Origin of the sequence: Dactylosporangium sp. NPDC049742, from assembly GCF_040674675.1 — a bacterium.
Lineage (GTDB): Bacteria > Actinomycetota > Actinomycetes > Mycobacteriales > Micromonosporaceae > Dactylosporangium > Dactylosporangium maewongense.
The window spans coordinates 169919-184552 of sequence record NZ_JBFANF010000018.1; the positions used below are offsets into that span (position 1 = coordinate 169919).

The 14634-nt window shown below is 73.9% G+C and carries 10 protein-coding genes; 7 read left to right on the plus strand and 3 right to left on the minus strand.

The genetic code is table 11. The features are described 5' to 3' along the window. Window positions 1-20 precede the first annotated feature (20 nt). From fabG to AB0J72_RS23450, 6 genes are read left to right on the plus strand one after another with little or no spacing between them, the layout of a single operon-like run. Window positions 21-755, plus strand: coding sequence for a 3-oxoacyl-ACP reductase FabG (gene fabG, locus AB0J72_RS23425; RefSeq protein WP_363401949.1), 735 nt, complete (start codon window positions 21-23; stop codon window positions 753-755). Continuing rightward, window positions 752-2260, plus strand: coding sequence for an MFS transporter (locus AB0J72_RS23430; protein WP_363401951.1), 1509 nt, complete (start codon window positions 752-754; stop codon window positions 2258-2260). The genes fabG and AB0J72_RS23430 overlap by 4 nt, the downstream gene beginning before the upstream one ends. Before the next feature lie 47 nt (window positions 2261-2307). Next, complete coding sequence (locus AB0J72_RS23435; protein WP_363401953.1) at window positions 2308-9282, plus strand: SDR family NAD(P)-dependent oxidoreductase; 6975 nt, start codon at window positions 2308-2310, stop codon at window positions 9280-9282. Beyond that, on the plus strand, window positions 9279-9491 hold the full coding sequence (locus AB0J72_RS23440; RefSeq protein ID WP_363401955.1) for an MbtH family protein: 213 nt from the start codon (window positions 9279-9281) through the stop codon (window positions 9489-9491). The genes AB0J72_RS23435 and AB0J72_RS23440 overlap by 4 nt, the downstream gene beginning before the upstream one ends. Then, window positions 9488-10015, plus strand: a complete 528-nt coding sequence (locus AB0J72_RS23445) for a hypothetical protein (protein WP_363401957.1) — start codon at window positions 9488-9490, stop codon at window positions 10013-10015. Before AB0J72_RS23440 ends, AB0J72_RS23445 begins: the two co-directional genes overlap by 4 nt. A gap of 5 nt (window positions 10016-10020) precedes the next feature. After that, complete coding sequence (locus AB0J72_RS23450; RefSeq protein ID WP_363401959.1) at window positions 10021-10491, plus strand: hypothetical protein; 471 nt, start codon at window positions 10021-10023, stop codon at window positions 10489-10491. Between the two features lie 83 nt (window positions 10492-10574). Here AB0J72_RS23450 and AB0J72_RS23455 read toward each other — a convergent pair whose 3' ends face one another. From AB0J72_RS23455 to AB0J72_RS23465, 3 genes are all read right to left on the minus strand, one after another. Beyond that, window positions 10575-11240, minus strand: coding sequence for an exonuclease domain-containing protein (locus AB0J72_RS23455; RefSeq protein ID WP_363401961.1), 666 nt, complete (start codon window positions 11238-11240; stop codon window positions 10575-10577). Further along, on the minus strand, window positions 11237-13072 hold the full coding sequence (locus AB0J72_RS23460) for a putative nucleotidyltransferase substrate binding domain-containing protein (RefSeq protein ID WP_363401963.1): 1836 nt from the start codon (window positions 13070-13072) through the stop codon (window positions 11237-11239). Before AB0J72_RS23460 ends, AB0J72_RS23455 begins: the two co-directional genes overlap by 4 nt. A 184-nt stretch (window positions 13073-13256) precedes the next feature. After that, window positions 13257-13517 (minus strand): hypothetical protein, encoded by a 261-nt coding sequence (locus AB0J72_RS23465; RefSeq protein WP_363401965.1) that lies wholly within the window; start codon window positions 13515-13517, stop codon window positions 13257-13259. A 695-nt stretch (window positions 13518-14212) separates the two neighbouring features. Between AB0J72_RS23465 and AB0J72_RS23470 the strand changes: the two genes are divergently transcribed. Next, on the plus strand, window positions 14213-14634 hold a 422-nt coding region (locus AB0J72_RS23470; RefSeq protein WP_363401967.1), incomplete at its 3' end, for a hypothetical protein.

Consider the following 14634-nt stretch of genomic DNA (forward strand, 5'->3'; position numbering starts at 1 on the left):
GGGACGGAGGAGATGACATCATGAGCAACCCTGTGGCACTGATCACGGGCGGGTCGCGCGGCATCGGACGGGCCACCGCGTTGCGCCTGGCCCGGGACGGCTTCGACATCGCGCTGTGCTACGCGGCCGACGCCGCCGCGGCCCAGCAGCTGGAGAAGGAACTGCTCAATCTCGGCCGCGGCGTCTACGTCCGGCGCGCCGACGTGGCGGACGCCGCGCAGGTGGCGACGCTCGTCGCGGGCGTCGAGGACGCGCTTGGCCCGGTGACCGCGCTGGTTGCCTCGGCCGCGGTCGTGCGGGACCGCCCGCTCGCGCTCATGGAGGCCGACGACTGGCACACCGTCCTGCGGGTGAACCTCGACGGGGTCTACCACGTCTGCCGGGCGGTGGTGGAGGACATGCTGAAACGGCGCGCGGGCACGATCGTCACCATGTCGTCGCTGGCCGGCCTGCGCGGCAACGCCGGACAGACCAACTACGCGGCGTCCAAGGCCGCGGTCGTCGGCTTCACCAAGTCGCTGGCCCAGGAGGTGGGCCGCTACGGCGTGCGCGCCAACGTGGTCGCGCCGGGCTTCATCACCACCGGCCAGCTGGCCGGTGTGCCGGAGAGCATCCTGGACCACGCGGTGCAGCACATCGCGCTGCGCCGTTTCGGCCGGCCAGACGACGTCGCCGACCTGGTGTCGTTCCTCGTGTCGGACCGGGCGGCCTACATCACCGGCGGCGTGTTCGCGGTCGACGGCGGCTTCGCATGAACGGTCCCCGCGCGGGCGCGGTGACTGCCGCGCCCGCGCCGCCGGACCTCGATCCGCGCCGGTGGGCGGCGCTGCTGTTCATCGCGGTGGCGCAGCTGATGGTCGTGGTGGACACCACCGTGGTGAACATCGCGATCCCGTCCACCCAGGCCGACCTCGGGATGGCCGATGGCGACCGGCAATGGATCATCGCGGCGTACACGCTGGCGTTCGGCGGGCTGCTGCTGCTCGGCGGCCGGGTGACCGACCTGCTGGGCCGTAGGCGGGCGTTCCTCATCGGGCTGACCGGTTTCGCCGTGGCGTCGGCGCTCGGTGGTGCCGCGACCGGCAGCGCGATGCTCATCACCGCCCGGGCGTTGCAGGGTGTCTTCGGCGCGCTGCTGTCACCGGCGGCGCTGGCCATGGTCACGGTGATGTTCACCGAGCCGAAGGAGCGCGGCAAGGCGTTCGGCATCTACAACGCGGTCGCCGGCAGCGGCCTCGCGGCCGGGCTGATCCTCGGTGGCGTCCTGACCCAATTCCTGAACTGGCGGTGGGCGTTCTACATCAGCATCCCGTTCGCGGCCGTCGCCGCGGTCGGCGCGGTCGCCGTTGTGCGGGAGCCGGCCTTGAGCCGGCGCGCCGGCCGGCTGGACCTGCCCGGCGCCGCGCTGGTCGGCGTGGGACTGGTCGGCACGGTGCTGGCGTTCGCGACGGCGGAGAGCGACGGCTGGGCGAGCGGGCGCACGCTGGGCCTCGCCGGCGCCGCAGCGGTCCTCCTGGCCGCATTCACCGTCGTGGAGCGGCGGGGCCGGGCGCCGCTGCTGCCGCCGCGGCTGGTCGGCGAACGCAACCGCGCCGGCGTCTATCTCGCGCTCGGCCTGTCGGTGCTGACCATGTTCGGGTTGTTCCTGTTCATGACGTACTACCTGCAGACCGTCAAGGGGTACTCGCCGGTCGTTGCCGGTCTTGGTTTCCTGCCCATGGTGGCCGGCATGGTCGTCGGCTCCACCCAGCTGGGCGGCCGTCTGCTGGCGCACGTGCCGCCGAGGGTGCTGATCAGCGGCGGGTTCGTGATCGCCGCCGGGGGCATGCTCCTGCTGACCCGGCTGCGGGTCGACAGCGCCTACACCGCGGTGCTGCTCCCGGCCGGGGTGCTGATCGGGCTCGGCCTGGGCTCGGCGTTCGTGCCCGCGATGAGCGTCGCCACGCTCGACGTCGAGCCGCGCGACACCGGCGTCGCGTCGGCGATGGTCAACGCCGTCCAGGAGGTCGGCGGGTCGATCGGCACCGTGCTGCTCAACGGCATCGCGGCGGCCGCCACCGCGACGTACCTCGGCACACACACGGCAGCCTCGACGGACCCGTCCGAGGCGCTGCGGCTGGAGGCGATGGTGCACGGTTTCGCCGTCGCGACCTGGTGGGCGATCGGCATCCTGGTGCTCGCCGCGCTGCTCGCCGTCATCCTCATCACCGCACGCCCCGGCCGCGCCGGGCACGGCGGACCCGCGAGTGGGAAGGCGTGATCCCGATGTCCGACGTACATTCCCAGTTGGCGTCGCAACCGGACCGTGTGAGCCGGTCGCAGCTCGAACGGCGGCTGACGGAGGAGCTCGCCGCGCGGTTGCACGTGCCGGTCGACCAGATCGACCCGACGTGCCCGGTCGCCACCTACGGCCTGCCGTCGGTGGAGATGGTCGGTCTGGTCGGCGAGCTCGAGGCGATGGTCGGCCGGGAGTTGCCGTCGACGCTGATCTGGGAACATCCCACGATCGAGGCCGTCGCCGCGTTCCTGGCCGCCGAGCCTGCTGACCCCGCCGGCCCGGTCGAGCCCTCGGGCCCGGCGGCGCGCCACGGCCGCGGGACGGCGCCCGGCACTGCGGCGGAACCCGTCGCGGTCATCGGGATCGGCTGCCGGTTCCCCGGCGCCGACGGCCCCGACCGGTTCTGGCGCCTGCTGCACGACGGGCGGGACGCCATCACCGAGGTCCCGCCGGACCGCTGGTCGGTCGCGGACTTCGTCGACCCGGACCCGGCGGCCCCCGGGAAGACGACGACCCGCTGGGGTGGCTTCCTCGACGGCGTCGACCGGTTCGATCCCCAGTTCTTCGGCATCTCACCGCGCGAGGCGGAGCGGATGGACCCGCAACAGCGGCTGCTGGCCGAGGTCGCCTGGGAGGCCCTCGACGACGCCGGGTTGGTGGCCGACGATCTCGCCGGTTCGGCGACCGGGGTGTTCGTGGGCATCGCCACCAACGACTACGCGCTGCTGCAGCTCGACGATTATGCCCGCATCGACGCGCACTACGGCACCGGTAACGCCGCGAGCATCGCCGCGAACCGCCTGTCGTACCTGCTGGACCTGCACGGGCCGAGTATGGCCGTGGACACCGCCTGCTCCTCGTCGCTGGTGGCGGTGCAGCAGGCCTGCGCGAGCCTGGCCGCCGGCGACTGCACCCTGGCTCTGGCCGGCGGTGTGAACGTGATCCTCTCACCGGCGCTGGCGATCAACTTCAGCAAGGCCGGTGCGATGGCCGCCGACGGGCGCTGCAAGTCCTTCGACGCCCGCGCCGATGGCTACGTCCGCTCGGAAGGCGCCGGCGTCGTGGTGCTCAAACCGCTGAGCCGGGCCGTCGCCGACCGGGACACGATCTACGGGGTGGTGCTGGGCGGCGCGGTCAACCAGGACGGCCGCACCAACGGGCTGATGGCACCGAACCCCGCGGCGCAGGAGGCGGTGCTGCGGGCCGCGTACGCCAACGCGGCAGTGCCGCCCGCGGCGGTGGGCTACGTCGAGACGCACGGCACGGGCACCCTGCTGGGCGACCCGATCGAGGCGAAGGCACTGGCGGCGGTGATCGGTCGGGACCGCGACCCGGACCGGCCGTGCATCATCGGCTCGGTCAAGTCCAACATCGGGCACCTGGAGGCCGCCGCCGGCGTCGCCGGGCTCATCAAGGCGCTGCTGGCCGTTCGGCACCGGACGATCCCGGCAAGCCTGCACTACGAGCAGCCCAACCCGCACATCCCGTTCCAGGAGCTCGGCCTGCGGGTCGCCGCCGCGGCCCAGCCGTGGCCGGTCGACGGGCCGGCGGTTGCGGGGGTCAGCTCGTTCGGGTTCGGCGGCACCAACGTGCACCTCGTCGTCGGCGCGGCGCCGGCGGCGACGACGGTCCCGGCCGGCGACGAAAGCGAACCGGCCACCCAGCTGCTCACCGTCTCCGCCCGGACGTCGGCTGCGCTGCGGGACCTGGCCGCCCGGTACGACGAGCAGCTCGGTGAAGCGGCGGGCACCGTGCAGTCGCTGTGCGCGGCCGCGGCGCTGCGCCGCACCCACTACGAGCACCGCCTCGCCTGCGTGGGCGGGTCCGCGCAGGAGCTGCGGGCCGCGCTCGCCGCGTTCGCCCGCGCCGAGGAGCGGCCGGGTCTGTCCTGGGGCGCGCGGCGGGTCGGCCGGCGGCCGCGCCCGGTCTTCGTCTTCACCGGCCAGGGCGCCCGCTGGTGGCCGCTCGGAGCGGACCTGCTGCAGGCGTCCCCGGTCCTGAGCGACGTGCTGGAACGCTGCGACGCGACGCTGCGCGACCTGGCCGGCTGGTCACTGCTGGAGCAGCTGTCCGCAGGCACCCGGTCCAGGCTGGCGGAGCCGGCGGTGGCGCAGCCGGCGCTGGTCGCCGTGCAGATCGCCCTCGCCGAACAGTGGCGGTCCTGGGGCGTCGAACCCGCCGCGGTCGTCGGGCACAGCGTCGGCGAGATCTCCGCCGCGTACGTGGCCGGCGCCCTGGACCTCGCCGATGCGCTGCGGGTGGCCATGCACCGCGGCCAGGTGATCGGCCGGGCCGGCGGCGGAGGCGGCATGGCCGCCGTCGGGCTGTCGCTGCAACAGACCAGGGAACTGCTCGACCGGCTCGGACCGGACGCGGTCTGGGTGGCGGCGAGCAACGCGCCGACGAGCACGGTGCTGTCCGGTGATGCCGAGCAGCTGGACCGGGTCGTCGCCGCGTTGGACGCAGACGGGATCTTCGCCCGCCGGCTGGAGTCGGTGACGTTCGCCTCGCACAGCCCGGTGATGGCACCGTTGAGCGCCGAACTGGAACACCGGATCGAGGGTCTGCGGGCACGCCCGGCGACGATCCCGATGTGGTCGACCGCGACCGGCGCGCCGGTCGGCAGCGATCGGCTCGACGCCGGGTACTGGGCGCAGAACCTGCGCCGGCCCGTGCTGTTCGACCCGGTGATCGCGGAGCTGCGGGCCTGCGGGCACGACACCTTCGTGGAGGTCTCACCGCACCCGATGCTGCAGGAGGCCCTCCGCGAGCGGCTCGCCCTTGCGGCGCAGGACGACACCGACGTCGCCGGTGCGGTGGTCGCCTCCATCCGCCGGGAGCGGGACGTCCGAGCGGAGCTGCTGGCCGAGCTCGGCCGGCTCTACTGCGCCGGGTTCCCCGTGGACTGGCACCGCGTCCACGGCCCCGCCACGGCGATGGTGGGCCTGCCCGCCTACCCGTGGCAGCGGGAGCGGTACTGGCTGCAGGACGCCGCCGTGCGTCCGCGCCGTGCCGCCGGGGAACATCCGCTGCTGCGCGGGCACCTGCTGGCCGCGGACGAACCGAAGGCGCACCACTGGTCGGCCCGCGTCGACCTCGCCGAACTGCCGTACCTGCGGGACCACCAGGTCCGTGGGATCGCGGTGCTGCCGGCGGCCGCCGTGCTGGACGCCGCGCTGGTCGCGGCCCGGCGGGTCCTCGGCGACGATGCGGTGACGCTGCACGACGTCGAGTTCGTGCGGATGGCGGCCGTGGCGGAGCACGCCGCGACGGAGACCCTGCAGCTGGTGCTGACCCCGGAGGCGGGCACCGGCGGGTCGTTCGAGCTGTTCGACCGGGACGGCGACGCCGGCGGCACCGCCTGGAGCCCGCTGGCGAAGGGAGCGTACGGCGCTGCACCGGAGGGGACACCCACCGGCGATTTGGACGCCGCCCGGGCCCGCTGCACCGGCGCGCAGGACGTTGCCGCGCATTACGCCGGGCTGTCGGCGGCCGGACTGGAGTACGACGGTGCCTTCCGGGGCATCGACGAGCTGTGGCACGCACCGGGGGAGGCCGTGGCCCGGCTCCGCGTGCCGGCCGGGCCCGCCGCCGGGGACGACCCGTACGCGGTGCACCCGGCGGTGCTGGACAGCTGCCTGCAGGTGCTGGCCGCGGCCGCGGGCATCGGCGGCCCGGACACGTACGTCCCGGTCGCCGTGCGCTGCTGCTCGCTGGCGGCCGGCCGGGTCCGGCCACGGTGGGTCTCGGCGAGCGTCACCGGCACCGCCACGTCGCCCGGTGCCACGTTCACCGGGCGGGTGGTGCTGTTCGACGACACCGGTTCGTGGGCGGGCGAGGTCGACGGTGTGCTGCTGCGCCGCCTCGACGGCACCGGCGACGACGGGCCCGCCGGCACCACCTTCGACGTGCGCTGGGCCGAGGCGGCACCGGACGCCGCCGCCGGCCTGCTGGAGGCCGACGGCCGATGGCTCGTCCTCGCCGACGCCGGCGGGTTCGCCGACGGGGTGGCAGCGGCCCTCACCGCGCGCGGCGCGAGCTGTGTCACGGTGCGCGCCGGGCGGTCGCTGCGCCGCCTCGACGCCAGCCGGTTCGAGGCGGATCCGGGCAGCCGCGAGGACCTCGCGGCGCTGTGCCGGCAGCTGCGAGACGGCAGCGCGGACGCCTGGCGGGGCGTAGTGCACGGCTGGGCGCTGGACGCAGCGCTCGACGACCGCCTCGACGCGGCGGGCACGGCACTGCGGCTGCCCGCCGTCGAGGACCTCGGCTGCGGCTCGGTCCTGCACCTCGTGCAGGAGCTCGCCGCGGGCGGGCTCGGCGGCGTGTCCCGCCTGCTGTTGCTCACCCGGGGCGCGCAGCGCGCCACCGACGACGACGGGGTGCCGAGCGTCGCGCAGTCCGCGCTGTGGGGTCTGGCCCGTGTGATCGCGCTGGAGCACGGCGAGCTGCACCCGGCGATCGTCGACCTCGACCCCCTGCCCGCTGGTAATGAGACCGACCAGGTCGTCGCCGAGGCGCTCCGGGCGCATCCGGGGCAGCGGGACGGGCAGGTGTGCCTGCGGGCCGGTCGGCGCCTGCACCCCGCCCTGGTCCGCCGCGCGGCGGACGGGCACGGTCCCGCCGCGGACGGCGCCGCCGACCGGCGGCCGTTCGACGAGGCTGCGGACGGCAACTTCCACGTCGTCGCCGGCGCGTCCGGGCTGTCAGGCCTGCTGCCGTCACGGTGCGACCGGCGCCCGCCTGGGCCCGGTGAGATCCAGATCAGGGTGCACGCGGCGGGGCTGAACTTCAGCGATGTGCTCAAGGCGATTGGCCTGTACCCCGGTGTGAGCGCCGCGCCGGGCGGCGTCGCGCTGGGCGCCGAGTGCGCGGGCGAGGTGGCCGTGGTCGGCGCCGGCGTCGAAGGCTACCGTCCCGGGGACCTCGTGATGGCCGTCGCCGCAGGCAGTTTCGCCGCGTACACCACCACGGCGGCGCATCTGGTGGTGCACCGGCCGGTGGGCCTCAGCCACGAGCAGGCCGCAGCGTGCCCGATCGCGTTCCTGACCGCCCTGCACGCCCTGGAGCACCTGGCCAGGCTCCGCCCCGGTGAGCGGGTCCTGATCCATTCCGCGGCAGGCGGTGTCGGCCTGGCCGCGCTGCAGGTCGCCGCGCGGGCCGGCGCCGAGGTGTACGCGACGGCGGGCACCGAGGCGAAGCGGGACCTGCTGCGTTCGCTGGGTGTCCGGCACGTGATGGATTCCCGGTCGCTGCGCTTCGCCGAGGAGATCATGCGGGACACCGGCGGCCGCGGCGTCGACGTCGTGCTCAACTCCCTCGGTGGCGCCGCGCTGCGCCGCAGCATCGCGGTGCTGGCGCCGGGCGGCCGGTTCGTCGAGCTCGGCAAGCAGGACATCTACGCCAACAGTCATCTCGGCCTGGAGTTGTTCAAACGCAACCGGTCGTTCTTCGCCGTCGACCTCGAGGCGTGCTTCGCCGACGAACCGGCACACGTGGCCGAACTGTTCCTGCGGCTCGGCGACGGGCTGGCGTCCGGTGCGTTCACCGCCCCACGGTCGACCGTGTTCGGGCTGTCCGAGGCCGCGACGGCGGGCACGATGATGATGCGGGCCGGGCACATCGGCAAGCTCGTGCTGCGCCGCACCGGGCAGGAGACGGTGCCGGCCACGCACGGGCGGATGCCGGTGCGGCACGACGCCACCTATCTCGTCACCGGGGGACTGGGTGCCCTCGGGCGGCGGACCGCCCGGTACCTCGCCGGCCGTGGCGCCGGGCACATCGTGCTGATGAGCCGTTCCGAGCCGGCCGCCGCGGTGCTCGCGGACCTCGACGAACTGCGGGCCGGTGGGACCGGGGTGACCGTGTTCCGCGGCGACGCCGCGCGGGCCGCGGACGTGGCCGCGGTGATGGACCTCATCGACCGCGACCTGCCGGCGCTGCGCGGGGTCGTCCATGCCGCCGGGGTGCTCGACGACGGGCTGCTCAGCGGCCTGGACCGGCGACGGCTGCGGGCGGTCCTGGCGCCGAAGGTGGACGGTGGCTGGCACCTGCACCGTGCCACGATGGCCCGCGAGCTCGACTGCTTCGTCCTGTACTCCTCGGCCGCGGCCCTGGTCGGCTCACCGGGCCAGGGCAACTACGCGGCGGCCAACGCGTTCCTGGACGGGCTGGCGGCGTATCGGCGGGCGTGCGGGCTGCCGGCCCTCAGCATCGACTGGGGTCCCTGGTCGGAGGAGGGACTCGCGGCCCGGCCGGACCGCGCCGGTCAGCTCGCGGAAAGCGGGATCGCCGGGATCGCCTCGCGCGACGGCGTCGCCGCGCTGGACGCCGTGCTCGGCTCGGGCGCGGCGCAGGTTGTGGTCCTCACACTGGACCGGCCGAGGCTGCGCGCGGCCGCCGCGCTCGGGCTGCTGCCGCAACTGCTGGCGGATCTGGCCGGCGGCCCGCAGGCTGCCGGCGCCGCCGCCGCGGCCGGCCGGTCGGCGGAGATCCGGGACCGGCTGCTCGCGGTGGAACCCGGCCGGCGCCGACGGGACATCCTCACATCACACCTGCGGCAGACGATCGCGCAGGTGCTGCAGCTGGACCCGGCCGACGTCGACGACGACGCGCCGCTGGCGGGCCTGGGCTTCGACTCGTTGATGTCCCTGGACCTGCGTAAGCGTCTGGAGGCGACGCTGGGCGTCGAGCTGCCCGCGACGCTCGCCTGGCGCTATCCCACGGTGGCCGCGATCGTGCCGTTCCTCGCCGAGCGTATGGGCGTCGCGCTGACGCACCCGGACGGGACACCGGCGCAGCCGTCGGCGGGCACCGCCCGGGAGGCTGCGGACCAGGCTCCGGCCGGCACCGACGAGACGGACTCCGGCTCCGCGCCGCCGGTCGCGCTGGACGACGCGCCGGACCACGCCGACATCGACGACCTCGACATCGAGGCCCTGCTTCTGGCGAAGATGACAGACATCGACGCGCTCGACGACACACGATGGGAAGGACGGGCGTCATGACCGCACCATTCGAAGATCCTGACGGCGGCTACACCGTGCTGGTGAACGGCGAAGGTCAGTACAGCCTCTGGCCGCGGTTCGTCGCCGTGCCACCGGGCTGGCTGGCCGCCGGGCCGTCCGGCCCGCGGGCGGCCTGTCTCGTCTACGTCAAGGAGCACTGGACCGGCCTGCGGCCGGCGGCCGCCCGCGTGGACGGGGTGGCGCGATGAGCGTGCTGATTGTCGTGGAATCGGCGTTCGGCAACACCCTGACGGTCGCTCAGGCCGTCGCGGCCGGTCTGAGCGAGACGGCTGCGGCCGGCCCGGTGACCGTGGTACGCCCGGGCGAGGCGCCCGAGGAGATCCCGGCAGCGGTGCGGTTGCTGGTCGTGGGCGCGCCGACCCATGACTACTCGTTGCCGAAGGACCAGACCCGTCAGCAGGCGGCGAAGCTCGGCGCCACCGCCGGGGACAGCAGCGGCGTCCGGGAATGGATTCAGCGCGTCGCGGCGAGGTCGGACCTGCGGGTGGCGACGTTCGACACGTCGGTGCGTAGCAGGTTCTCGTTCGGTTCCGCGTCGAAGGCCGCGGCCAAGGCGCTGACCCGCCGTGGGTTCCGCGGCACCGAGCGCGGCCCGAGCTTCTACGTCACCGGCACCGTTGGACCGCTGGCCGACGGTGAGGAGCAGCGCGCCGCGGACTGGGGCCGACAACTGGCGGGCCCGCTGCGCGGACAGCGCGGACAGGAGGTGTGAGCACTGTGCCGACGCATGTCGTGATGGGCCACCTGGTCGTCGTCACCGCCCCGCTCGCCGCGGTGCTGGCACTGTGCTACGCGTGGCTGCCAGGCGTGCGGTCCGGGATGCGCTGGCCGCTCGTCGTGGTCAGCGCGGTGAACGCGGGGTTGGCGTACGCGGCCGGGACGACCGGCGTGCGGCTGCTGGACGATCTGCGGGGCCGGGCCGACGCCGCCGGGCAGGCGCTGCCGCCGGCGGTGCGGGCGCACACCGCCCAGGCCGACGCGCTGAGCCTCGCGTCGCTGGCGCTGCTGCTGCTGGTGCTGACGGTGGTGTGGTGGCTGCTGTCGCCGCCGCGCCCGCCGGGTGCCGCGACCCTGATCGGCGCGTGCCTGCTGACCGTGGGCGTGCTCGCGGTCGGGTGGTTCACCGCGACGACGCTGCTCGAGGCGATGCGCGCGGTGTGGGCGCAGCACCCGATGTGGAGCGGGTGACGCGGCCGGTGCGCGGGGCCGCCGGTCAGGCCGCCGGCGGCCCCGTCTCCAGCACCCGTAAGCGGTCCGAGGGGATCCCGGTGTCAGATCCGGTGGTGCCGCGACAAGGCGTGCAGGTCACCGACCGTGAGTGGCCCGGGGCGTCTGCCCGCGGCGTGCTCCAGCCGCGTGGCGAGCGCGAGCAGGAGCTGGCCGGTCGTGAAGGCGTCGCCCAGCGCGTGGTGCGGCGTGTGTACCGGCAGCCCCAGCCGTCTCGCGGCGGCCTCCAGGTTCGGCTCGTGCCCGGCCGCAGGATCGGCGAGGCGGCAGGCGCGCAGGAGCGCGGCGGTGTCGATCATCATCCGGCCCAGGCGGCGCCCGCGGGGCCGCAGGGCCCGGTCGAGGAAGGCCCGTTCCACCCAGGCCGCGTGCGCTACTGGCACGCGGCCTGCCAGTAGCTCGATGAGCTCGTCCAGGACGTCGCCGATCGGCGGGGCATCCGCGAGGTCGGCGCTGCGCAGGCCGTGCACGGTCATGGCGGCGACGGAGATCGGGCGGTCCGGCCGTAGCTGCCGGTACACCGTCTGCCCGCACGAGATCCGGGCGTGCCTGACGATCGCCGCCCCGTAGGAGACGACGTCGTCGCGGCGCAGGTCCAGGCCGGTCGTCTCCAGGTCCACGACGCAGAACTCCGCCTCCCGCCACGGCGTGTGCGGACTGGGGCCGGGCAGCGGCACCCGGCGGCGCAGTCGTATCGCGCCGCGCGTCACCCGGGCAGCCGGGTGAGCCAGGCCCGGTCCACCCGCGACTGGACGAGTGCGATCGCCCGGAACGTCTCGCGCAGGTGCCGGCGGGTGAGCAGGTCCAGCTCGTTCGGCGCGATGAACGTGGTCGACGGCATGCCGTGGGCGCGCAGCGCCTGGACCTCGTGGCGCAGCAGCAGGCCGTAGACGCTTTCGAACCCGCCGGCCAGGGTGTCCGCCTCGTCGGTGGTGAGCAGGCCGAGCGCGGCGCCGCGGTGCAGCCGCTCGATCGTGGTGCCGCTGGCGTCGCCGGCGGCGATGGCGATCCACCGGGCCAGCGCGACGACGGGGGTGAGGCCGCCCGGTTTCAGGTCGAGCTGGCCGCGGTGCTCGCCGCTGTGGTGCACGACGAAGTCCCGGACGAACCCGGCGGGCGGGCGCCAGCTCAATGCCTCGTCGAGCAGCGCGCGCAGGAACTGGCTGGTGCGGGTGTGGGACCGGATGCTCTGGCTGAGTGCGCCGCCCAGTTCCGGGTCGGTCAGAGGCCGGCTGTCGGCCACCATCGCCGACAGCAGCAGGGCGTTGTCCTGGGTCGGGTCGTGCTGCCAGCCGCGGGCCGCCGCGATCCATCCGGACCGCGCCCGGCTGAAGACCGGGTTGTGCGCGTTCGCGCCGTTGCCGCAGAGCGTGAACCCGCAGCGTTGCAGCCCGCGCAGGACCTCCCGCGCCTCGACCCGGAACTCACCGGCGGGGTCCTGGCCGCGACCAGGAACGTCAGCGGGCGGGTCGGCCCACACCAGCGCGGTGTCCACATCGGACAGCGGCAGCGGCTCCCGGCGGGCCAGCGACCCGAGCAGAACCCAGGAGTGCCGCACGCCGTCGAGCGACGGATGGTCCTGTAGGCGCAGGGTACGCCGGATCGCCGCGTCGACGACCGCGGCGTGGATGGCTCCGATGTGCGTGGCGGGCACGGCGTCGCCGCACAGCTCGATGAGCATGCCTGGCAGGAGCCGGCACGCCGCGGCCAGCTCCTCGACGTCGCGGGCCTCGTCGATCGCCGAACGGATCAGCAACGGGTCGCGGACCTCGGCGCCGGCCAGGTCCACCGCCCGCAGGACGCCCACGGGCCGCCCGGCGCGGTCGACCACGACGAGGTGGTGCACGCCGCGTTCGATCATCCGCAGCAGCCCCTGCGCCTGGGTGGCGCCCTCCTCGACGGTCAGCGCCGGCACCGTGGCGAGCGCGGTGACCGGGGCGTCGATGCCGACCTGACCGGTCGCCACCTTCTGGCGGAAGTCGAGATCGGTCACGATGCCCACCCGCCCATCGCCCCGCACGAGCGCGCACGACAGCCCGGCCGCACTGATCTGGTCGGCGACGTCACGGACCCGGTCCGTCTCGGCGCACCAGACGATCGGGCGGACGAGACGAGCCAACGGCTGCACCGCCCGGCCGAGGCCGGCGTCCTGGACGAGCCGCGACCGGGCGGACCCGGGGTGCACCGCGGCGAACCGTAGCCGGTCGGGCCGGGCGAGGAAGGTGCGTGGATCCGGGATCCGCAGGCACAGGCTCTCCTCGTGCGCCCGGACCCGTACCGTCGGCGGCAGCCCCGACAGCAGCCACAGGTGGCCGAACATGTCGCCCGGCCCCAGCAGGTCCACGACCCGGTCGCCGTCGAGGACCTCGAGCGCGCCGGTGCGGACCACCCACAGGTGCTCCAGCCGCGTACCCTCGGTGACGAGGGTCGCCCCGGCCGCGAAGTATTCGACCTCGACGCGCGCGACCAGCCGCGCCAGGTCGTCGGCGTCGAGCGCGTCGAACGGCGCCTGCCGGCCGAGGAAATCCACGAACTCCTGCACGCCGGCCCACCCTCCCGCTCCGGATGTGCCAATCCTCGCGTCCGGTAGCAGGACTGTCGAGACCGTTGTCATCGCGGCCTCCGATCGCAGGACGGCAGTGAACACCCCGGGCGGATCAGTGCGCGGCGATGTCGCGCCGCCCGCTGACGCCGGTCACCCTGAACGGGAGACGCCCGCCGCCGCGTCACTGTCGCAGTTTCGGCACGTCCAAGGGATGTTCGGCGGCGTCCTGCGCCGCGATCGAGGCCATGCTCGCGTGGTAGGCGGCCCGATCAAGGCTGCCGTCAATCAACCGCCGAGCCGCGTCGCTCTCGCGACCGGCCAGCCTGCGGTTGATCGGAACGGCTTCCTGCGGACGCAGCCGCCGCTCCGTGGCCAGGGCTACGAGGGCCGCCAGGCCGTACACGCCGAGGACGACGCAGAAGACGATCAGTCCTGCCGTCATGTCGCTCACCTCCGGTACATCAGCTGTCATCACCGTCTCGTGGTGGCAGCGGGGTCGATAGTGCCGGAAGTCCTCTCTTGTGGCGTGGGAACACCTACCGGAGCCGGACCGCGGTTCCGTGCCGGCGAATCCCTCATTTGTGAGGACGGGCCGACGTGATGCTCTGACGGGCGTTGCCGCCGCACCCGTCAGGACGCCGGACGCAGGATCGGGCGGATCCGGCTGGGCCGAGAGATCACACGGACAGACAGCGAGCCGTCTGCCGGACGCGATCAGCTGACGTACAGTCGCGGCGGCAGTTCATCCTTGTGCTTTCGAGCAGTCGTTCCGCGACGGGAACCGCTGTCGGATGGCGCAGCGCGTGGCGGAACGTCGTCACGCGACCACGCAGATTGAGTCTCATCGAGTTCACCTCCTCCACCGTCACGGTGCGCCGAACACCAGGGCCGAAGGTAACGTCGCGTCGGAACAACCGGCAGAAGGCATATGCGGTTGAGGACATCGAACTGCAGGTGGCGCCGAGCGGCGGCAACGACGAGTTGGCACCCGCCGGCGGCGCTGACCCGGAGATCCCGTGGCGGAGGGGTCGAAAGTCCCGTCGAGAAGTGTGATTGTCCTCTGCGGCGTGGCCGTGCCGGTGCCTGACGCTGTTGGCATCACAGAGTCGCACCAACTGAAGCCCCGGAGGGCACGCCATGAAGCGCAAGACGCTCGACATCCTCGTCGGTCTCGGCCTGGTTGTCCTGGCCGGGTTGCTGCTGGTCGCCGGTATCGTGCTGACCAGCAACGCGAACTTCGCCAACGACTACGTCAAGAGCCAGCTGAGCCAGCAGCAGATCACGTTCAAGGCCGCCGGGACGATGACGGCGGAGGAGAAGAAGTCGGCGTGCCTGGTGCAGTACGCCGGTCAACAGTTGACCACGGGTAAGCAGGCGGAGTGCTACGCCAACGAGTTCATCGGCCTGCACCTGAAGTCGATCGCAGGTGGGAAGACGTACGCGCAGCTCGGTGACGTGCAGACTGGTCTGAAGGCGCAGATCGCCGCCCTGTCGAAGGACGACCCGGCGGTCGCGGACCTGCAGAAGCAGCTGACCGACGCGACCACCGCCCGGGAGAC